Origin of the sequence: Sphingobacterium nematocida (assembly GCF_900168125.1) — a bacterium.
In the GTDB taxonomy this organism is placed as follows: Bacteria; Bacteroidota; Bacteroidia; order Sphingobacteriales; family Sphingobacteriaceae; genus Sphingobacterium; species Sphingobacterium nematocida.
This window is the reverse complement of record NZ_FUZF01000021.1, coordinates 16,273-37,016: the sequence shown is the minus strand read 5'-3', so window position 1 is coordinate 37,016 and position 20,744 is coordinate 16,273. Positions and strand designations below refer to the sequence as shown.

The window sequence follows — 20,744 nt, the reverse complement described above, 5'->3', positions numbered from 1 at the left end:
AATCAGCCATAACAGCAGGTTTATGTAAGACAGGATTTTTATCTATTCTTCGGTAGCGTTACCGACAATAAATATTTAAGTTTAACAAAATAGTGAAGGGATAATTTTTAACCTTGTATAGTCGGGAAGGCTAGAATTCCCAAACCGATTTAAATAAAACTAAAAAATTATGAGGGTAAAAAGTTTATTATTTACGGTAGTTCTTGTGGCACTCTATCACAATGATCTACAAGCAAAAGTTCCAATCGGTAGGGTTGGGAATTTTGCATCGAATCAAACACAGACCGTCGAAGTAAAAGGCATAGTTCGTTCATCAGATACCAAAGAGCCATTGACGGGTGTTTCTGTTGGGATTCAAGGTAAAGCAGGGGGAGCGACGACAGATGTTTCTGGTAGATTCGTAGTTAAATGTCAGATCGGTGATGTGTTGACATTTAGCATGCTTAACTACAAAAGTGTCCGCCAAAAGATCTCTAACAGTAAGGAAGATCTTAACATCGTATTAGAAAGCACACAATCCTCCTTAGATGAAGTTGTTGTAATTGGTTACGGCTCTGCAAAAAAGAGTGATTTAACAGGGTCAATTACCCGAGTGGATGCCAAGCAGTTTCAAAATCAACCCAAAACACAATTGACAGAAATGCTTAATGGAACAGTGGCTGGTTTTAATTCGAATCAAAGCACAAGGGCAGCGGGAGGTGGTTCCATGGAGATCCGTGGTCCTAAATCGTTAAATGCCTCAACAGACCCTATGATCGTCTTGGACGGAGTGATTTTTAATGGATCGTTGTCTGACATCAATCCTGCCGACATCGAAACGTTGGATATATTAAAGGATGCTAGTTCGACCGCTGTGTATGGAGCGAGGGCAGCAGCCGGTGTCATCCAGGTGACAACCAAGAAAGGGGTTATTGGTAATCCTACTATTAATTTGCAAGCTACAGTGGGGGGAGCGAGTTTACTTCGTCCTTTTAAAATCTATGATGGCGAAGGGTACATTCAGTTCCGATCGGATGTCATGAGAGCGTTTAATACGACCAAGCCAGGCTATTACTATAACGATCCAAATAATCTACCTTCTGGGGTGAGTTTGGAGGATTGGAGAAAAGCTAGTAATAACCCGCAGAGTGATAATACATTGGAGTGGTTAAATCGCTTGAATTTTTTTGATATCGAATCGGATAATTATGTGGCAGGTAAAGAGGTGAATTGGCTCGATGAAGTTTTTAGAACCGGAACTCGTCAAGATTACGATCTGAGCATTTCAGGTGGTGCTGAGAAAGTCAAATATTATTGGTCATTAGGCTATCAAAGCAATGAGGGTATTATGTTGGGGGATGATTTTAAAGCGATCCGGACCCGGTTGAATACAGATTTTACGATAAACAAGTGGTTGTCAGCAGGAGTCAACACGCAGTTTTCGGACCGTAGTCAGCTCGATTTGCTACCCAGTACTTACCAGATGTCGTTAATGAGTCCCTATGGTAGTATGTATGATCAAGATGGTAAATTATTATGGTATCCCAATAGTTATGCGGTAGCCAATCCATTAGTTAATATACTGGGAGGTCAAGATCAAAAAAATAAAATCAATAGTTTATTTGCCTCCATCTACATGAATTTCAAATTACCTCTTGATATCAATTATAAGATTTCTTACCAACCTAGATATAGTTTTGAAAAGCTGTATAATTTTTACCCCTCAACAACGATCATAGGAGGTTCTACTTATAAAGATGGTTATGGCACAAGAGATGAAAAATCCAGTTTTGAATGGATGTTAGACCACCTCGTCAATTGGAATAAAAAAATAGGACTACACCAGTTTGATGTGACCTTGCTTTACAGTGCTGAGAAACTGGAGAACTGGAATTCTTATTTGAGTAACTCGAGTTTTACGCCAAATCAAAATTTAGGTTATCATGGTATTCAGTATGGTAAAGATCCTAAAGTTTCTTCGGATGATCGAAAGGCTACGGGAGACGCTGCTATGGCTCGTTTGAATTATACCTTGAATGATAAATACCTGTTCACGGCATCTGTGCGTCGGGATGGTTACTCGGCTTTCGGCAAGAAGAACCCTCGCGCAGTATTCCCCGCTTTTGCGGCAGCATGGCGTATTTCCAATGAGCCTTTTTTTCAGGTGAATAGTATCAATGATCTGAAGCTACGTGCCTCGTGGGGACGCAATGGTAATCGGTCCATAGGCGCATATGCTGCATTAGCAGAAGTGTCTTCCAACCGCTATTATAATGGTTCGACGACTCAAATAGGGGTGTACAACAGCACCTTGGCCAACTATGATTTAAAATGGGAGCAGACAGAATCATTTAATTTAGGTATTGATCTCTCGATGTTTAGTAATCGAATAGGATTTACGGCAGATGTATATGATATGACGACCGTTGATTTATTGATGAATCGGAAATTGCCCGAGCTTACCGGATATTCTACTGTAGTTACAAATTTGGGTAAATTGAGTAATAAGGGCGTTGAATTTACCTTAAATACGGTAAATGTAGATAAAGAAAATTTTAGATGGACGAGTAGTTTTGTGTACTCTGCAAATAGAAATAAAATCGACGAATTATTTGGCGATTTTGGCGAAACGACAATAAATGGTGTCACAGGTTATCAAGAATTACCCGATTATACCAACGAGTGGTTTCCGGGGCAGGCATTAGACCGCGTTTGGAACTATAGAATTTCTGGAATATGGCAAGCTAGTGAAGCTGAGGAAGCGAAGAAATACAAGCTGCAGCCGGGTGATTTTAAAGTAGAGGATTTAAACGGCGATTATATTTATAATGCGTTAATAGATAAACAATTTCTAGGGAATAAGGCTCCTCAGCACCGCTTAGGTCTTCGAAATTCTATTGATTTTCTAAAAGACTTTAATGTTACGTTTTTCTTAAGAGCAGAGTTGGGGCATGTCGCTCAATTTGCAGAGGGTGTCCGCACGAGTACAGAGACATACGACAAGCGTAGTACATTTGATTTTCCTTATTGGACAGCGGAAAACAGTAATAACGAATATGCGCGGCTCAATACCAACGTTACTGTTTTCGGAGGGGGTATTAAAGTGTATAAACCAGCCTCGTATTTAAGATTACAAGATTTGTCGTTCTCCTATGTTGTCCCTTCAGCGTACCTAGATCGGATAAATGTAAAGAGCTTCCGGGTGTTCTTGGCGGCAAGAAATGTATTTACAATTGATAATTGGCCAGGGTGGGATCCGGAAACAACTATTCCTATGCCACGTACATATTCCGCAGGTATCAATTTCTCTTTATAACCAAAAGTGTAAATATCATGAAAAAAATAAAAATAGTAATTATGGGAGGCTTTCTTAGTCTGATTGCCCTCTCCTGTAGCAAATCTTGGTTATCTCCAGAGCCTTTATCCTTTTATACACCCGAGAATGTCTACCAAAATCCCGAAGGATTAGCAGCCTTAGCTATTACCCTAAAGCGTGATTTAAAAGAGGAAACTCATAATACAGGAAAGCCAGGCACCAAACAGTATCAACATTTAGTTCAAGAGTTTGCAGCCTCCGATCTTGCTTCGCCCTGGTCACAACTTGATTTTTATAAATTGACCCCTAATGGCAGTGCGATATACAATTTTGTCAACATGTTTGATATGATGTATACCAATATTAAGAATTGTAATGTTCTTATTTCTAGGGCTAAAGAGGTAGATTTTAAAACTGAAGCAGAGAAGAATGCCATGTTGGCAACCGGTTTGTGGTATAGGTCTTATTGGTATTATCGTTTGGTTAATACCTATGGAGATGTGCCGTTTATTGGAGAAGAGATCTCTGGTGCTAAATTAGATTTTCAGTCACATAGTAGATCGGCTATATTAAAGAAAATAGAAGCAGATCTAGAGTTTGCGGCCAAATGGTTGCCTGTTACTGCTGCTCCAGGTGAGCTGACTAAAGGTGCTGCCAATCATTTATTAACTAAAGTATACCTAGCGAATTTAGAGTTTGATAAAGCGATAGCCTCCGCATCGGAGGTCATCAATGGTCCTTATGCGTTGATGACAACACGCTTTGGTAAAGACGCGGCTAATAACTATAGGAATGTGATCTGGGATTTGCATCGGCCAGAAAATGTTTCTTTGACCAATAACAAAGAAACAATATTAGCTACCATTGATAGATATGAGGCTCCTTCGGACGCTCGTTCATCCGGTTTATTTACGATGCGTTGGTACGGTGCTTCTTGGTTTGGTGCCAATGTAAGAGACAGCGAAGGTAAAGCAGGTATGGTCGCTTCTGGACCGATGTATGACACCTTGGGGAGGGGTAATGCCAATGTACGTCTAACCGGATTTTATCAGTATGACGTTTGGTCCTATAAAGGAGCCACCTGGAACAATACCACAGATCTGAGAAGAGCCGATGCAAACTGGGTGGATAAACATGAGTATAAATACAATAATCCAGCATCTAAAGACTTCGGTAAGCCCGTAAATCTAGCTTATTTAGCCGCTCCGATAGATACATTTCGCTTTATTTATGCCGTCCCACACTACAAATTATTTGTGCCCGAACAGAATCCAGCAGTTACTATTGTCGCCGGTGGAAATGGTGATTGGTATCTTTTCCGTTTGGCCGAGACCTATTTATTGCGTGCTGAGGCTTATTATTGGAAAGATCAATTGAATTTGGCCGCAGAAGATATCAATAAAGTAAGAAGCAGGGCAAAAGCATTGTCAGTATCACCTTCAGAGGTAAATATCGATTTTATTTTGGATGAAAGAGCAAGGGAGCTTTTTGCAGAAGAGCCTCGACATGCGGAGATGGTCAGGATGTCCTACATCCTGGCTAAAAGAGGTCTAAATGGGTATAACTTAGCAAACTTTAGCGAAAAGAACTATTATTATGATCGTGTGAAAAGAAAGAACCCTACCTATGATCAAAAAATTAATCTCAATGGTAATGTGGCCGCAATAGCTCCTTTTCACGTGCTATGGCCGATTCCATCTACCATCATTACAGCAAATACGAAAGGTGTGATCAATCAGAATAAAGGCTATGATGGGGCAGACAAAAATATTGCCCCGCTAGAAGATATTCCTTAACTGCAATTGGAAAAACATGGAGTAACCAAGAGTCTGACTCATAATCAGACTTATGGTTACTTAAGCTTTAAAAAACCGATAGCGTTATCGAAGTTACCTGCTTTTTATATCAAGTAGGTTGGGTTTTAGAACCTATCTTTAATGACGATGACAATTGCTGCACGTCTCCAGTTGTCTTGTCTATAATTTGCAATTACGGACAACAAATAGTGTTGTTCAAATAAAAATATTTAAACCCTAATATTATGTCTACAGATAGAAGATCATTTCTTAAATTATCAGGTCTGGCCGGCTTAGGACTGCTATCGAACCAAGTATCTGCCAACCCTACGAAGGAACGAAGCAATCTTGACCATATTTTAAAAGAATCACAAAAATCATATAAACCCATATTTAATATGTCTGGCTATGCAGCCCCTGCTTTACCAACTGTAAGAACGGGTTTTATAGGTGTGGGAAATAGGGGGGCTGCTGCTGTGTACAGGTTAAGTATGATTGAAGGCGTGTCTATCAAGGCAATTTGTGATGTGCGAGACGATAAAGCCCGAGCCGCAAAAGAACGCATCGTCACGACAGGACATGAGGCGAGAATATATAGTGGAAATGAAGAAGCGTGGAAAGAAATGTGCCGGAGAGATGATATTGACTTTGTATATATTGCGACCCATTGGGCTACACATGCCGAAATGGCGATATATGCAATGGAACAGGGCAAACATGTCGCTGTCGAGATTCCTGCAGCAGTGACTGTAGAAGAGTGTTGGAGATTAGTGACGACCTCCGAACGTACAAAAAAACATTGTGTAATTCTTGAAAATTGTTGTTATGACTTTTTTGAGATGTTAACCCTTAATCTCGCCCGTCAGGGATTTTTTGGCGATATCGTACATTGTGAAGGTGCTTATATCCACGATATTCTCGAAAGTCTTTTCGAAGAAGAGGCTCGCTATGATAAATGGCGTCTTCTTGAGAATGCCAAGCGCAACGGAAACTTGTATCCGACGCATGGACTAGGCCCCATCGCTCAGGTATTAAAGATCAATAGAGGCAATAAGATGGAGTTTTTGACGTCGATGTCTTCCAAGGATTTTTCCTTGAAACCCAAAACGGAAGAATTGGCCAAAACCAACAAAAATTTTGAAAAGTATCTTCAATACCCGTTCAGAGGTAATTTAAACACTTCAACTATCAAAAATAGTGATGGGAGTACAATCATGTTGCAGCACGACGTAAGCACACCTCGTCCCTACTCTAGGATCCATATGATTAGTGGTACTAAAGCCTTTGCACAAAAATATCCACTCCCAGCAAAATTAGCTGTAGGACACGAGCGGTTTATGGATGAAGTTGAATTTAAGCAGATTGAAGTCCAGTATACCCCTAATATCATTACACAGATCGGTGAGATGGCAAAAGCCGTAGGAGGACATGGAGGAATGGATTTTATTATGGACTGGCGTTTGATCGATTGTTTGCGCAACGGCTTGCCTGTAGATATGGACGTGTACGATGCTGCTTCTTGGTCCGTAATCTCCCCATTGAGCGAATGGTCTGTAGCCAATGGATCTCAACCTATTGCCATCCCAGATTTTACAATGGGACGTTGGAAATCAAATGTAGTACACACTATTCACTTGGAGACGGGAGGAACTACAAAAGTCTTACAATCAAATAAATAAAAATAATAACTATGAATGTTGAAATTTTCCCAGATAGGGAATCTTTAGGAGCGCAGGCAGGAGCGAAAGGCGCAGCATGTATTAAAGATGTCATTCGCGAAAAAGGAGAAGCAAATATTATATTAGCTACGGGACAGAGTCAATTCGATACTTTAGAGGCTCTTATCAGCGATAAAGATATTGATTGGTCTAAAGTTCGTATGTTTCATTTGGACGAATATATCGGTATGCCCATTACGCACAAAGCGAGTTTTAGAAAGTATCTGACAGAACGATTTTTGAATAAAGTGGACCCGTTAAAGCAAGTGGTATTAATCAATGGAGAGGAAAATGCTACAGATGAATGTAGTAGGTTGGGAGCGATTATTAAAGAATATCCTATCGATTTGGCTTTTGTTGGAATAGGAGAAAATGGACATCTGGCTTTTAATGATCCACCGGCCAATTATGATGTAGAAGATCCTTATATTGTGGTTGATTTGGATAACCAATGTAGACAACAGCAAATGGGTGAGGGGTGGTTTAATAGTTTGGAAGAAGTGCCGAGTCAAGCTATTTCTATGTCGATAAAGCAGATCATGAAGTCTGATACCATCATCTGCGCTGTGCCTGATGTGCGTAAAGCAGTGGCAGTAAGAGATTGTCTCAAAAATGAAGTGTCTAATCTGTATCCAGCCAGTATCTTACAAAAGCATGCTAATTGCTATTGTTATTTAGATGAAGGATCAGCCTCCTTACTATAAATTACTAATTTTTAGCCTAAAAATGAATACACAAGCTATAAGCAAGAAGACGACATTTATCTCCATAGGCATTATCGGGACGATGTTTTTTATTTTTGGATTTGTATCCTGGATAAATGCAATTTTGATTCCCTATTTTAAGATTGCCTGCGAGCTCACCAATTTTCAATCCTATTTAGTAGCCTTTGCTTTTTATATTTCCTATTTGGTGATGTCGATGCCATCTTCTTACTTATTAAAACTTGTTGGCTATAAGAAGGGCATTACAATTGGGTTTTGGATCATGGCATTGGGAGCATTATTGTTTATTCCCGCGGCTTATGGTCGTACCTATGCGCTATTTCTTGCTGGGCTATTTACGTTGGGATCTGGGCTAGCTGTTTTGCAAACCGTTGCCAATCTATATATTACCATGATAGGTGATAAAGAGCGCGCGGCACAGCGGATTAGTATCATGGGGATATGCAACAAGGGGGCTGGCATATTGGCTCCTCTCGTATTTTCTTGGGCTATTCTTCGACCTTCAGATAATGAACTTTTTAAACAGATCCCTTTAATGGATGAAGTAGCTCGAGCCACTACCTTGGACGAGCTGATTCTGCGCGTAGTCGTCCCGTATTCCGTGGTTGCAGTTGTTTTGTTTCTTATTGGGTTGTTCGTTTATTTTTCGCCATTACCTGAGATTGAAAATACAGACGAAGATACCGTTTCGGAAGAAAAAACAGGCGTTTTTCAATTTCCCAATTTAGTATTGGGAGCTGTAGCTATTTTTCTTCATGTGGGCACACAGGTGGTAGCCATCGATACTATCATTAATTATGCAGATTCGATGGGTCTTTCCCTTTTAGAGGCCAAGGCATTACCATCCTATGTGTTGACAGCGACAATTATTGGTTATTTCGCAGGGATCACTTTGATTCCATCCATTATATCCCAAAAGCGGATGCTCCAGATATGTTCGATAGTAGGCTTGTTTCTATCTGTTTTAGTGTGTGTCGCCAGTTATAATGTCGGTTGGATGGGTATGAATCTAGATATTTCAATCTGGTTTTTAGCGATGATTGGGCTACCTAATGCATTGATTTGGGCAGGCATTTGGCCTTTGGCTCTAGATGGTCTGGGCAAATACGCAAAGCAAGGGTCCGCTTTATTGATTATGGGGTTATGTGGAAATGCCATCATACCTATGATCTATGGTTTGGCTGCCGATTCATATTCTGTACGAGACGCTTATTGGGTATTGGTACCTTGTTTTCTATATATTATTTTTTATGCTTTTATAGGGCATAAAGTTAAATCGTGGCGTAAAACTTCCAGCATATGATCAGTATCGTAAATGCAAAAGTAATTACCCCGTATCGAATTTTGGATAAGGGAATAGTGACAATAGAAAATGGGCGTATTATTGATGTATATCAGTCTGATACAGGCTTAAAAGAAACGGCAAATCATAAGGTCATAGACGCAGAGGGGTTATATCTGTCGCCTGGTTTTATTGACATTCATATTCATGGAGGCGGTGGGGCCGATTTTATGGATAATGAGGTCGATGCTTATGTCCATATTGCCGAGACTCATGCCAAATTTGGAACCACTGCCATGTTGCCGACGACGTTGACAAGTGAGCAGGATCTCCTGTTGCAGACCTTTAATACGTATGCTGGATCGCTAGCGAAGAGTACAAATGGAGCACGTTTTTATGGATTACATCTTGAAGGGCCCTATTTTGCGATGGAGCAGCGTGGAGCACAGGATCCTCGATACATCCGTAATCCCGATCCCAAAGAGTATGAGCCTATATTATCAAAATACAAACATCTGATCGCCCGCTGGAGTGCTGCACCGGAATTACCTGGAGCTCTTGACTTCGGTAGGAGGGTTTGTGAAGAAGGTATTTTGCTGGCTTTGGCCCATACAGATGCTGTTTATGAAGAGATTTTGCGGGGTGTTGAGGCTGGATATAAATTGGCTACCCATTTTTATTCGGGTATGTCGGGCATGACCCGAAAAAATGCATATCGTTATGCGGGTACTATAGAATCCTGCTTTTTGATTGATGATATAGACGTCGAAATTATTGCAGATGGCGTGCATCTGCCCGAACCATTTCTAAAACTGATCTGCAAAGTAAAGGCAAAGGATCAGATTATTTTGATTACTGATGCTATGCGAGCTGCCGGGACACACGATTCAGTAAGTATATTGGGGAGTAGGGCCCACGGGCTTCCCGTAGTTATCGAAGACAATGTGGCTAAACTTCCTGATCGTAAGTCTTTTGCCGGTAGTGTAGCGACTGCAGATAGGCTAATCCGAACGATGTGTAATGTTGCGGGGTTAGCGTTAAAGGATGCGGTTCAAATGCTGACCATAAATCCCGCAAAGCAATTGGGATTGCAAAATAAAATAGGCTCTATTGCAAAAGGATTGCAGGCCGATTTAGTATTGTTTGATCATAATATCGAAATCCAAAAGACGATGATTGAAGGTCGTTTTGTTTATGAGCGATGATGGGTTGTTAATCTAAGCCGAGTCGCGGTCGATTAGTTTGCAGGGTATTACCACAGACCGAGCCTCGAATTCTCTGTTTTTTATATGTCTGATCAATAGCTGACAGCTTTGTTTACCGATTTCAAATGCAGGTTCTTCTACCGTTGTTAGATTGGGCTCGATGATCGTCGATATAGGGTCGTTTGTAAATCCCATAACCCCTATTTCTTTGCCTACGAGCTTTCCTGCTTTTTTAAGCGCTTGAATAGCACCTATAGCCTTTCCATCATTTATAGCAAATATAGCATCAGGAACATCTTGTAGCTCCAACAATTTTTGCGTATCCATATAACCATGTTGCTGGGTGAATCCAGAATGAAGTATGTGTTCGGGATTGACCGGTAATTGAGCCTTTTTCATTGCACTTAAATACCCCCTTAGCCTTTCTTTTGAAAAGTCTAAAGACTCTGGCCCCGCTAAATGGGCAATCTTTTGGTACCCTTTATTGATTAGATGTTTTGTTGCTAAAAATGCACCTTCGAAGTCATTTTGCATTACTTTAGATGCGTTTATATCACTCGGTGCTCGATCAAAAAATACCACCGGTAATTCCTTTCTTATGAGTTCGTTAAAGTGATCTGTTGCAGTCGTGTTGGAAGAGATCGAAATTAGCAATCCATCAAGACTGGCAAGATTTAGGTTGTGTATTAGATCGATTTCGCGTTCTACCTCATCATTCGTAACAAATAGGATGATATTATAGCCCAATTGATAAGCTTCCTCTTGGATTCCTGAGATAACAGTGCCGAAATAATAATTGGTAATGAATGGAATGATGACACCTATATTTTTTGTACTTCCAGAAGCCAATGCGGCTGCATTTTTATTAGGTTTGAAATTAAGTTCCTTGGCGAGAGCGAGTATTCTATCTTTGGTGTCCGGGTTTATGTCGTGCGCATCACGTAGCGCCCGGGATACTGTGGAAACCGAGGTTCCTAGCATTTCGGCAATATTTTTAATTCCAAATCCTTTCTTGATCATAAATTTAAGGTGTGTTAGTAGATTTCACCCCAATTTAAATAACCATAATCAATAATGCAAATGAAGCAAGCAAGTTCTAGAGGGATAGCGGTTCTTTTTCAACATCAGAGGCATAGTATTTGCTGTTAACGCTTCTAACTTAAGAATTAGCCCTGAATGAGGATATATTTTATATTACCGCTTGTCATATTTTCAATCATTGGCTTTGCTATAACGTATTTTGCCATTAAGCAACATTGGGAAGTTGGATTTTTTGGCTGGTTGACCATTTCATTGTTTACCCTGTTTCCATTGATAGTTCTCTACGGAATATTATTTGGATTTTCACTTTCTGCAAAGCAACAATGGAAAATGGAGGAGAGACAAAATAAGTTGTTTGCTGATGAACGAGGGATAACAATTGAAATGCCTTTATTCGACAAACAATGTTTTATCGATTGGCAATCCATCGAAACCGTTATTTATTACAATTATGTCGTGAGTAGTGATTTTATAGAGTTTCACCATGGATTTAAATTCTATGTAAACAGTCTTCCAAAGTATATTACGTATGATAAGCGGTGGTGGTTGAATAGATTATTTGACAAGGAGTCCAAAAGTAAAATTATTAAGGTGACAAGTGAGACAAGGGGATATCAGGAAATACCTGGAATGATAAAAAAATATCTGGATTCTGAGGTAACTATCGATTACTGTAAAGATCCGCAAAGCCGAGCACTAAAACAGGGGGATAAAGAGGAAGAATCTATTGTGTATAGTAAATCAAAATCCTGTAAAGCAAAAAAGGAACATTAATGTTCCTTTTTTGCTTTTTCCTTTTCAAGGAGCGCTTTTAATTCATTAACTTTTTCCGGATTTGTCTGAGCCAAGTTGTTTTTTTCGCCGATATCTTCTTTTAAGTTATAAAGCTGTGGCTCGGGATTATTACCCATTTCGGTATCCGTTAGTTTAGAATAGGCAGGGCCATTACTCGGGGCGATATACTTCCAGTCGCCCTGCACGATCGCGAGTGTCCCTCCATGTTCGACAAGGTGTTTGCGACCTTTAAGGTCTTTGCCCAACAAAGTGGTTGCCAATGGTTCGGAGTCTATTGCGGTTTTAGGGGACTTTTGTCCCAGCAGTTGGGCCATTGAAGCCAAAAGATCGATCTGACAGTATAACGCATCAGACACTTGGTTCTTCGTTACACCAGGGCCAGAAACTATGAATGGCACACGTGTACCTGCTTCGAAAATACTGTATTTGCCACCACGTAATTGCCCGGTTGGCGTATGTCCATTCAGTTGGGTCACAGCACCATCCACATAACCATCATCCAAAACAGGTCCATTATCACTGCTAAAGATAACGAGGGTATTATCAGCAATTCCCAACTGCTCAAGTTGATCCAACACTTTGCCTACAGTCCAATCCAGTTGCAGTATGGCATCACCACGGTATCCCAATCCACTTTTCCCCCTGAAATAGGTAGACGGCATGCGTGGTACATGTGGTTCATTCAGTGAAAACATCAAGAAAAAAGGGTTATCTTTATTCTTAGAGATAAAATCTTGCGCCACATGTAAAAATGTTCCCGTTATTTCTTCGTCAACCCATCTCGCCTTGTGGCCACCAGCCATATAGCCAATTCGGCCTATGCCATTTACAATTGTATTGTTATGCCCCTGCCCCGGTGACGAACGCATCTTGAGCAATTCGGGGTGCTCTTTGCCAGTAGGATCATTGCCGACTTTATTTTTATAATTGACCTGTATAGGATCGTCCTGTTCAAGCCCTAGTACATGATGGTTTTCTAAGAAAACAGTGGGCACGCGATCTGCCGTGGCAGGAAATATAAATGAATAATCAAACCCTACTTCATTGGGGCCTGGCTTTACCGCAGCATTCCAATTTTTTTCTACCTGTGTGCCGAGACCGAGGTGCCATTTACCCACAACAGCGGTGCTGTAACCGGCGTCCTTAAATACTTTAGGTAGGGTAGCTTTGTCTATCGGCACAATAAGTTTAGCATCGCCAGGCAATACACCTGTGCCTTGTTGCCGCCATGGGTATACCCCTGTCATCAAGGCGAACCTCGATGGTGTACATGTCGATGAGGTACTGTGCGCATTGGTAAAGCGCGTTCCCTGTTGCGCTATACGATCCACATTAGGGGTCTTAATTTTAGTCGCGCCGTAGCTGCTAAGATCGCCATAGCCCAGATCATCTACATATATAAGCACTACGTTAGGTTTTTTTTGTTGTGCCGAGGTCATGAACAGACCTGTGCCAAAAAAAATCAAAGCAGCAGTTAGTAAGGTTTTTCTCATTTCTTAGTTCAGTTTAGGATTGATATTCACTTTTCGTTTGTTCAAAACTAGGATTAATTATTAAGCTATCAAATAAAGAATTCCTTCAATTTCGCCCCTCGCGATTACTGTTTCCGTAACTATCCACCTCTATAATCTACTTTATCCTCCGATTTGCATTAATGCTGATAAACATTTCATTGCGTTGCTCAACGATGATTTCTATAAAGCGCTCGTAGTGTTTTAGTACATCGGATATTAGTTCGTTTTTGGTAAACAGCTGTACGTCGTACCCCTCACGGGCATCACCAAAGTAAGATTTTGGGAAATGGTTTTCTTCTTCGCGTATGTCGGGCAAGTTGTTTTCGGTGAGCAGGTAGTCGGATACGTCGCGGGCCTGGTTTTTGACACCATACACAAAGTTATTGACCACATCGTGGTGGATCTCAATCTCGATCTGCAACGGCTCTTCAAATGTATTGATTTTCGCTTCGATACCATTCGCCAGAAACTCCTGTTGTAGCTCGTCAAAGGCCGACTTGACGGTCGTCTGTATGAACTTGTCGACCGTCTTGCTATCCTTGAAGGAGACAATCTGTTTGAGACGTTCTTTCCAAGATTCCCCAGACCATGGCACAGTAGAGGCCGAGAAATCACGTTCGTAGTAGCTTCTGTCTATGGCCAGCGCTTTGACAAGACTGACGATGAATAGCAGTACGATAATAGAAAAAGGTAGTGCCGTGATCAGGGTCATACTTTGCAGGGCTTGTAGACCTCCCGCATTCAAGAGTAGAAGCGCTAGCGTGGCTAGGAGGACTCCCCAGAATATAACCTGCCATTTGGGAGATATTTTGGCGTTTTTTGTAGCGATGCCATTCATCACAAAAATTCCAGAATCGGCAGAGGTTACAAAAAATATAACGATGATCAATATAGTGAGAAAGCTAAATATCGTGGATAGCGGTAGGTACTCAAAGAAACGGAACATTAATGCATCGGGATCTGTGGCGAGCTCACTAAGAGCGCCATTGGCTATATGGATGTCAATCCACATGGCGCTATTGCCAAAGACGGACATCCAGATGAAGTTGAATAAGGTAGGCAGGAGCAGTACAGCAGCTATAAACTCGCGTATCGTGCGTCCCTTGGATATTTTGGCGATAAATAGTCCGACGTAAGGCGACCAGGAGATCCACCATGCCCAGTATAATATGGTCCAATTGTAAAACCAAGGTAAGGTCTCTTGTTCGTAAACATGCGTACCGAAGGTCAGATTAAAAAAATTATTAAAATAATTACCCAGTCCCTCTGTAAAGCTACCGATGAGATATACGGTAGGTCCCAAGAAGAGGACTGCCAGCAGGAGGAGTATTACACCAGCTACATTGACATTACTTAATATCCGTACGCCCTTGTCTACGCCAGATACGGCCGAGAAGATGGCTAATGATACAAGGACCGCAACAATGATGAGCTGATACAAAAAACTACTTTCTGGTATGATACCTAAGGTCTGTAACCCAGAGCTGATCTGTACAACGCCAAAGCCGAGGGTAGTAGTGATTCCGAAAAAGGTACTGCACAGAGCGAATACATCAATAGCATTCCCCCAGCGACCGCTGATTTTGTCTTTCAATAAGGGGTAAAATCCACTGCGCAGTGATAGAGGTAAGCGGTAGCGATGGGCAAAGTAGGCCAGTGATAATCCCACCATACCATATATTGCCCAGGCGTGTATGCCCCAATGAAAAAAGGTATAGAGTTGTGCGTTTTTGGCTTTGTTGATTACTGTATTGCCATCAAACACAGCGTCTGAATAGTGTTGCATTGGTTCGGCGACACTAAAGTACATCAGACCGATACCCATTCCTGCTGCAAAAAGCATGGATACCCAGGAAAAGAAGGAGTATTGAGGCTTACTGTCATTGCTGCCAAGTTTAATGTTGCCGTATTTGCTAAACATCAGGTATATCAAAAAGATGACGAATATGGTCACAGCCCATACATATACCCAGTTGAGGTTGACAAAGATGAAAGATTTGACAGTGTTTAGTAGATTTTCGGTTAGTAAAGGGAAGGCTGCGGATAGTAGACAGATGCCTAGTATGAAGATCAGGCTGGGTAGCGTGACGCCTTTACTGAGGGTAGTTCTTATTTTGGGAAATTTAATCATCATGTGTGTTGAAACAGAAACAGTTGGTGGTCTGCTTTTGTTTCAGAAGGAGGCTTTCTTTTTTGACTATCTTGACAATAATTTCCTGCTCCAGGATTTCGAGAGTAGACCGAAAGCGTGCGCTTTTATTACAGATTAAGGGCCTACAAAGGGATGAAATGAGAAATTATCCAATTTGCGCACTGAGGCAAAGGTATGAAAAAAATACTCTTTTACGACTTTACAAGCGTATCTGATCAGTTCTTGATGTCTTCAACCTTTTCTTTGACGTATTTTCTTCAGGTTGTTCTGCCTGCGCTGTCAAGATAACCTCATCGATAAGTGTATTAAAATCGGCTATCGAAAAAGGTTTCAGTTTGTTGAAATGGGCGTCTATACGGTGGTTGATATCTTGCTTGATACTATCCAGCTCGCGCACAGAGGCGATGATAACGATTTTGTTTGAAGTATCTATATCGGATAGAAAACTATCGATATGATATTTACCAGACCCACTGGTAAGGATTAGAATATCTGCCTCGCTCGCCCCAGCTATTATACTATTAGTCTGTATACGTTCTAGTCTTGGATTAGCATCGATATATTCCGATAGCTTTTGGATATCATAAGGGTGCAGCTGCCATCCGAAGCACTTGTACACATCCTTTTTTGGGAATGACTGTATGGGAAGATCTTTCGGCGTTTTTTTGTCCAATGGATCCATTCGCCAATATAGATGTCTGTCCAGATAATCGTTGGGCATATCCACTGCGTTGATTGCCGCTTGCCTAAACTGATCCAGCTTGGTCTCAGCTTCAGTTCTTTTTGGATCACGATAGGTGTTGGAGCTCCCTTTCAAAAGGCTGTCCTTTACTTTTCTAAACCAAGGTCTGATTTTCTGGGCAATGTTTTTCATGTCATATATGGTATGTTTAGGCTTATTCCTCTTGTTTATAGTGGCTAAGCGGAGCGAATTTACAAAATGTTTCTTAGCTTTCAATTTTTTTTGCAGGAATAGTGCAAGTTAGTATTGTAACACTTACGTCCTAAATAAATTTACGGCGTGTGTTTCCCTTATCAAAAAGCGCTTTTTTGATTCACTTTCTATTTCTACCCTTCCTTTTAGCCCGAGAACATCTGCAACTGTCCATTTTTTGCTTTAATTGCCGCTCTAATAAAAGGATCGTCTATCCCTTGCCAGATGTTTATTTTGACAAAGATGTTCATTCTAATAAATCCAACCAGATTGGATAAGTTCCAGTCGTATTTAGCCTTTTTTTGAAGATATTTGAGCAGCAATATCCCGATCAACGAAGTCCATATCTGGATCATTACTGCATTTTCGGACGTACCCACGAAAGTCGAGATCTTTAAGCGCTGTTTGAGGTGCTTGAAGAAGACCTCAATCTGCCAGCGTTGTTTATATATACTTGCCACCAGGGAAGCCTTCCATTGCATATTATTGGTCAGAAAGCGGTATTCATGACCTGTGATGCTGTCCCAGAAGTGAACCAGTCGCAGCCGCTTGGCACTGTATTTATTTGCCGAAGGAACGCAGAGCTCAATAAGCTCATCCTTAATAATTCCCTTTTCCAGGAGTACTTCGCTCTGATAGGACTTGATAACTTTATACTTCATGCCAGTCTTACTCCTAGTCACAAAATAACAGCCCCTGCTGTCCAAATCCCCAAGCCAGCTGTAATCCACATAACCGACATGACAGCGGAAAACACGTCGGTAGCCGCCATGAAAATGGCTGTTGGGAACAGAGCTGTCAAGAATGGACTGATCTTTCACTCAGACCGAGGGATCCAGTACGCTTGTGGCGAATTTAAATCGATACTCAGCGATAATAACATAATCCAGAGTATGAGTAGGAAAGCGAACTGTTGGGATAATGCCGTAGCGGAGAGTTTCTTCAAATCTTTAAAGGCAGAGATGGTCTACCATAGAAGGTTTATGGATCAGCACTCGGCTAAATTAGAGGTGTTCGGATATATAGAAGGTTTTTATAACACTAAAAGAACACATTCGGCTTTAGGTTACAAAACACCTAGGCAAATGGAAGAAATGCTGCTGGGTAAAGAAAGATTAGCAGCATAAAAAAAGTCTCTCATTTTTAGTTGCAGTTCCAGACGTGCTATCCTCGACAAATCCGAGACCAGGCTACGGCGGAATAGCGCATAGTGGAGATGCTACCGCTGGTGGATTTTCAAAAACAGGATACTTACTTTATAAATTTAACAATAGGACTATTCATCCCACAGTCGCGGCAGGCGTAAGATCAGTGTTTAGGCCTTCGATAATTTTTAGGTTAGCAGATTTCTATCTTTTATATGCAGAAGCTTGTAACGAAGTAGATCCCACAGATCCAGAAATCATAAAATACCTGGATCTCGTACGTAAACGTGCGGGCGTACCCGGCTATGCCGAAATGAATACAAATGGAAAAAAGACGACTGTGGTGGGAAATAAAGATAAACAGCGTGAAGCCATACAACAGGAAAGAAGAGTTGAGCTCTTTGCTGAAGGACAGCGCTATTTTGATGTGCGACGTTGGATGATCGCCGAAACAAGTGAGGGTAGACAAGGAGGGGTATTTACAGGGATGAATATTGCTGGAAATAACGGAGACCAGAGCTATTACAAAAGAGTAGATTTTGATAATGCGCCTCGAATTTTCAAAAAATCGATGTACCTCTATCCAATTCCTTTCGCTGAAATTTCAAAAAGTAAACTGCTGGTTCAGAATCCAGGCTATTAAATGCAAAAGACCGATTTAGATGTGACTATCTAGATCGGTCTTCTTACATCTCTTGACTGTAGGTAAGTGCTTGGAGATCATTATAAGGTTTGTTTCTATAGTAAGTCATAACATGTCATCTTTATCGTAAATAATCCAAATTCATATGCTTAAGTTTGTTCTTTTAGAAATACATCTTAAATAAGATTAAAAATCACCAGATTATGAAGCCAATTGTCGAAACAGAGCGATTAATACTAAGAGAGCTAGATTTTATAGATGAAAATGATCTCTTTGAAATGGATTCCGACCCTGAGGTCCATCGATACATAGAGAATAACCCAGTAAAGTCAATTTCTGAAATAACTAACGTGATCGCAACGCTGAAGCAACAATATAAAGAAAATGGAATAGCGAGGTGGGCGGTGGTGGATCGGGAAACGAACGAATGTGTAGGGTGGTCAGGGCTAAAATATTTTAGGGAGCCCTTAAATAACCATACAAACTTTTATGAACTGGGTTACAGGTTTAAGAGACAGCATTGGGGCAAGGGGTATGCCACGGAATCTTCCATTGCCATTTTAAATTACGGTTTCAAAAATCTGGACATTTGTTCCATGTTTGCAATTACCGATCCCAAGAATGTGAATTCCAAAAGAGTTTTGTCCAAGCTTGGATTTGATTTCAAAGAAACATTTGATTATGAAGGAGATTTGACAGACTGGTTTGAATTAAAGAAGGAAACATGGAGATACTAGGCTTACTAATTTTATTTTGAGTAATGACAGGTTAAAGGGATGCTGTGACGTATTCCTTTATTTTTTATCTATTGTACAGAATGAGTGTACTTTTTTGCATGAAAAATTTATTTTGCAATACGGTAGTGCAAGTTTAACTATAAACTATCATGGGGGCGCTCGCCATCGCTTATGATTTTCCCTTGCTTTTTATTCTCTTTTGGCCCTCTTCTGAAGTTGGCTAGCGGAGATACTTACTTTTAATAGTGAACACACGAGCGAGGACGCTCGCGCGAGGGGGATCAATTCTAGAAAACGCAAACCATTTTTTACCGAGGTCTCTCAGGGAGGGCTCAATTACTTTACCGTCAGTTTCCAGGGTAATACCTGTACACCGCTACGTATTAGGCTTTCTTCACCACCGTAGACTAAATGAGGTATTACTCTTTGAGGGTGGGCCAATTCTGCGAAATGCTTTAAGTTTTTAAATAACGGAGCGCTTAATGTTTGCGTAGATTTTACCTCATACACTTCAAATCCATTTGCGTTCTTGAGCAAGAGATCAAGCTCGATTCCATTATGATCTTGCCAGAAATAATATTGAAGATGCTGATAGCTATTTTCATTAAACTTTTGAAAATTTGCAATTACAAAATTTTCAAAGATATTGCCTTTGAATCTATTCGTTGCCAATTCCTCCTGCTCTCTAATTTGGAGCAAATGAGTCAGTAGGCCGGTGTCATAAAAATATAGTTTAGGAGTTTTTACCAAACGTTTATTAAAATTCTCATGATAGGGATAGAGCTGAAAAACAACATAACTGCTTTCTAAAATGGACAACCAGGATTTTGCAGTAGGCTGCGAAATATTGCACTCATTGGCCATGGCTGTAAGATTTAATAATTGTCCAGCGCGTGCCGCACACAAGCCTAAAAATGTTCTAAAACTATTTAAGTCCCGAATATTGATCAGTTCGGTGACGTCTTTTTCGATATAGGTACGGATATAGTTGGCGTAAAAATCTGTTGGATTAATGCCTCGATGATAGATAGCGGGGTAGCCTCCCTTTATACAAGCTTCTAGATAGTTGCTGGGCAATTTCCCAGCCTGTTCTAATTCTTGGGTATCTAAGGGTAATAAGCGAAATAGAGCTACTCTTCCGGCCAAGGATTGCGTAATATGTTTGAGTAGATGAAAGTTTTGAGAACCAGAGAGAATATATTGCCCCATCTCGCCAGATTCATCTACAACTGTCTGCAAATAGGAAAACAATTCAGGTGCCCGCTGTACTTCGTCTAAAATTACCTGCCCTGAATATTGCTTGAGAAAGCCATTGGGGTCTTCTGTCGCAAACGAACGATTGTCCGGGTTTTCAAGAGATACATATGTATAATCAGGGAAAAGAACCTTGAGCAAAGTAGTTTTTCCCGATTGTCTAGGGCCTGTTACTGCTAGAATAGGGTATTGATTTATTCTCTTCCTAATCTGCTCCGCTAATGTTCTTGTAATCCATTCTGACATGTTAACCTCCATTGTTTAAGTCAAATATAACGATTAACTTTGGAATATCTGATGTTAAACTTTGAAATATCTGATATTAAACTTTGGGATATCTTAAATAAAATTTTGAATTATCTGGTGTTAAACGTTTTTATCCTATCAAGTTTCGCCTAGTCAGTAGGTGTGCTTTCTCTCGTTAATTTATTCGATACAATCGACTTTGACAGAAAGATTCCATTGATAGTTAAGTGTAGACTACTAAATTAGTAGATTATTATTTTGG

The 20,744-nt window shown here is 40.6% G+C and carries 16 protein-coding genes; 10 read left to right on the top strand and 6 right to left on the bottom strand.

Annotated features, from left to right (window positions below; all coding sequences use genetic code 11):
* Positions 1–169: 169 nt before the first annotated feature.
* From B5X76_RS18380 to nagA, 6 genes are all read left to right on the top strand, one after another.
* Entirely contained in the window at positions 170–3,295 is a 3,126-nt protein-coding gene (locus B5X76_RS18380; protein ID WP_079645389.1) for a SusC/RagA family TonB-linked outer membrane protein, read from the top strand.
* 17 nt (positions 3,296–3,312) lie between these two features.
* Positions 3,313–5,091, top strand: coding sequence for a RagB/SusD family nutrient uptake outer membrane protein (locus tag B5X76_RS18375; protein ID WP_079645388.1), 1,779 nt, complete (start codon positions 3,313–3,315; stop codon positions 5,089–5,091).
* 245 nt (positions 5,092–5,336) lie between these two features.
* Positions 5,337–6,770, top strand: a complete 1,434-nt coding sequence (locus tag B5X76_RS18370; protein ID WP_079645387.1) for a Gfo/Idh/MocA family protein — start codon at positions 5,337–5,339, stop codon at positions 6,768–6,770.
* 11 nt (positions 6,771–6,781) lie between these two features.
* Positions 6,782–7,513: a glucosamine-6-phosphate deaminase gene (locus tag B5X76_RS18365; protein ID WP_079645386.1), complete on the top strand. Its 732-nt coding sequence runs from the start codon at positions 6,782–6,784 to the stop codon at positions 7,511–7,513.
* 22 nt (positions 7,514–7,535) lie between these two features.
* Positions 7,536–8,837, top strand: coding sequence for a sugar MFS transporter (locus B5X76_RS18360; protein WP_079645447.1), 1,302 nt, complete (start codon positions 7,536–7,538; stop codon positions 8,835–8,837).
* Positions 8,834–10,021 carry an N-acetylglucosamine-6-phosphate deacetylase gene (gene nagA / locus B5X76_RS18355; RefSeq protein WP_079645385.1) on the top strand — a complete coding sequence of 396 codons (1,188 nt, stop codon included), beginning with the start codon at positions 8,834–8,836 and terminating at the stop codon, positions 10,019–10,021. Before B5X76_RS18360 ends, nagA begins: the two co-directional genes overlap by 4 nt.
* A gap of 12 nt (positions 10,022–10,033) precedes the next feature.
* Here the strand turns inward: nagA and B5X76_RS18350 are convergent, their stop codons facing one another.
* Positions 10,034–11,041: a LacI family DNA-binding transcriptional regulator gene (locus tag B5X76_RS18350; RefSeq protein WP_176141129.1), complete on the bottom strand. Its 1,008-nt coding sequence runs from the start codon at positions 11,039–11,041 to the stop codon at positions 10,034–10,036.
* A 156-nt stretch (positions 11,042–11,197) separates the two neighbouring features.
* On the opposite strand from B5X76_RS18350, the gene B5X76_RS18345 reads away from it, so the two are divergent.
* Positions 11,198–11,836 (top strand): hypothetical protein, encoded by a 639-nt coding sequence (locus B5X76_RS18345; RefSeq protein ID WP_079645384.1) that lies wholly within the window; start codon positions 11,198–11,200, stop codon positions 11,834–11,836.
* Here the strand turns inward: B5X76_RS18345 and B5X76_RS18340 are convergent.
* The 4 genes from B5X76_RS18340 to B5X76_RS21795 all read right to left on the bottom strand — a co-directional run bounded on the left by B5X76_RS18340 (position 11,833) and on the right by B5X76_RS21795 (position 17,188).
* Entirely contained in the window at positions 11,833–13,350 is a 1,518-nt protein-coding gene (locus B5X76_RS18340; protein ID WP_079645383.1) for a sulfatase family protein, read from the bottom strand. The genes B5X76_RS18345 and B5X76_RS18340 overlap by 4 nt on opposite strands.
* A 136-nt stretch (positions 13,351–13,486) precedes the next feature.
* Positions 13,487–15,505, bottom strand: a complete 2,019-nt coding sequence (locus B5X76_RS18335) for a BCCT family transporter (protein WP_217699691.1) — start codon at positions 15,503–15,505, stop codon at positions 13,487–13,489.
* A gap of 217 nt (positions 15,506–15,722) precedes the next feature.
* Positions 15,723–16,397 carry a hypothetical protein gene (locus B5X76_RS18330; RefSeq protein WP_139375387.1) on the bottom strand — a complete coding sequence of 225 codons (675 nt, stop codon included), beginning with the start codon at positions 16,395–16,397 and terminating at the stop codon, positions 15,723–15,725.
* Positions 16,398–16,603: 206 nt separating this feature from the next.
* Positions 16,604–17,188: a transposase gene (locus B5X76_RS21795; RefSeq protein ID WP_139375386.1), complete on the bottom strand. Its 585-nt coding sequence runs from the start codon at positions 17,186–17,188 to the stop codon at positions 16,604–16,606.
* On the opposite strand from B5X76_RS21795, the gene B5X76_RS21790 reads away from it, so the two are divergent.
* From B5X76_RS21790 to B5X76_RS18310, 3 genes are all read left to right on the top strand, one after another.
* Positions 17,090–17,584, top strand: coding sequence for an IS3 family transposase (locus B5X76_RS21790; protein ID WP_394333413.1), 495 nt, complete (start codon positions 17,090–17,092; stop codon positions 17,582–17,584). The genes B5X76_RS21795 and B5X76_RS21790 overlap by 99 nt on opposite strands.
* 34 nt (positions 17,585–17,618) lie before the next feature.
* The gene (locus tag B5X76_RS18315; protein ID WP_079645379.1) at positions 17,619–18,245 is read left to right on the top strand and encodes a RagB/SusD family nutrient uptake outer membrane protein; all 627 of its coding nucleotides are present in this window, start codon (positions 17,619–17,621) and stop codon (positions 18,243–18,245) included.
* A gap of 203 nt (positions 18,246–18,448) precedes the next feature.
* Positions 18,449–18,982, top strand: coding sequence for a GNAT family N-acetyltransferase (locus tag B5X76_RS18310; RefSeq protein ID WP_079645378.1), 534 nt, complete (start codon positions 18,449–18,451; stop codon positions 18,980–18,982).
* A 336-nt stretch (positions 18,983–19,318) separates the two neighbouring features.
* Here B5X76_RS18310 and B5X76_RS18305 read toward each other — a convergent pair whose 3' ends face one another.
* Complete coding sequence (locus B5X76_RS18305; RefSeq protein ID WP_245801089.1) at positions 19,319–20,494, bottom strand: ATP-binding protein; 1,176 nt, start codon at positions 20,492–20,494, stop codon at positions 19,319–19,321.
* Positions 20,495–20,744 lie beyond the last annotated feature (250 nt).

Excerpts from the sequence above, each read along its gene's own strand:
- B5X76_RS18380 (WP_079645389.1), top strand. The coding sequence starts at position 170 with ATGAGGGTAAAAAGTTTATTATTTACGGTAGTTCTTGTGGCACTCTAT.
- B5X76_RS18375 (WP_079645388.1), top strand. The coding sequence starts at position 3,313 with ATGAAAAAAATAAAAATAGTAATTATGGGAGGCTTTCTTAGTCTGATT.
- B5X76_RS18370 (WP_079645387.1), top strand. The coding sequence starts at position 5,337 with ATGTCTACAGATAGAAGATCATTTCTTAAATTATCAGGTCTGGCCGGC.
- B5X76_RS18365 (WP_079645386.1), top strand. The coding sequence starts at position 6,782 with ATGAATGTTGAAATTTTCCCAGATAGGGAATCTTTAGGAGCGCAGGCA.
- B5X76_RS18360 (WP_079645447.1), top strand. The coding sequence starts at position 7,536 with ATGAATACACAAGCTATAAGCAAGAAGACGACATTTATCTCCATAGGC.
- nagA (WP_079645385.1), top strand. The coding sequence starts at position 8,834 with ATGATCAGTATCGTAAATGCAAAAGTAATTACCCCGTATCGAATTTTG.
- B5X76_RS18350 (WP_176141129.1), bottom strand. The coding sequence starts at position 11,041 with ATGATCAAGAAAGGATTTGGAATTAAAAATATTGCCGAAATGCTAGGA.
- B5X76_RS18345 (WP_079645384.1), top strand. The coding sequence starts at position 11,198 with ATGAGGATATATTTTATATTACCGCTTGTCATATTTTCAATCATTGGC.
- B5X76_RS18340 (WP_079645383.1), bottom strand. The coding sequence starts at position 13,350 with ATGAGAAAAACCTTACTAACTGCTGCTTTGATTTTTTTTGGCACAGGT.
- B5X76_RS18335 (WP_217699691.1), bottom strand. The coding sequence starts at position 15,505 with ATGATGATTAAATTTCCCAAAATAAGAACTACCCTCAGTAAAGGCGTC.
- B5X76_RS18330 (WP_139375387.1), bottom strand. The coding sequence starts at position 16,397 with ATGAAAAACATTGCCCAGAAAATCAGACCTTGGTTTAGAAAAGTAAAG.
- B5X76_RS18310 (WP_079645378.1), top strand. The coding sequence starts at position 18,449 with ATGAAGCCAATTGTCGAAACAGAGCGATTAATACTAAGAGAGCTAGAT.
- B5X76_RS18305 (WP_245801089.1), bottom strand. The coding sequence starts at position 20,494 with ATGGAGGTTAACATGTCAGAATGGATTACAAGAACATTAGCGGAGCAG.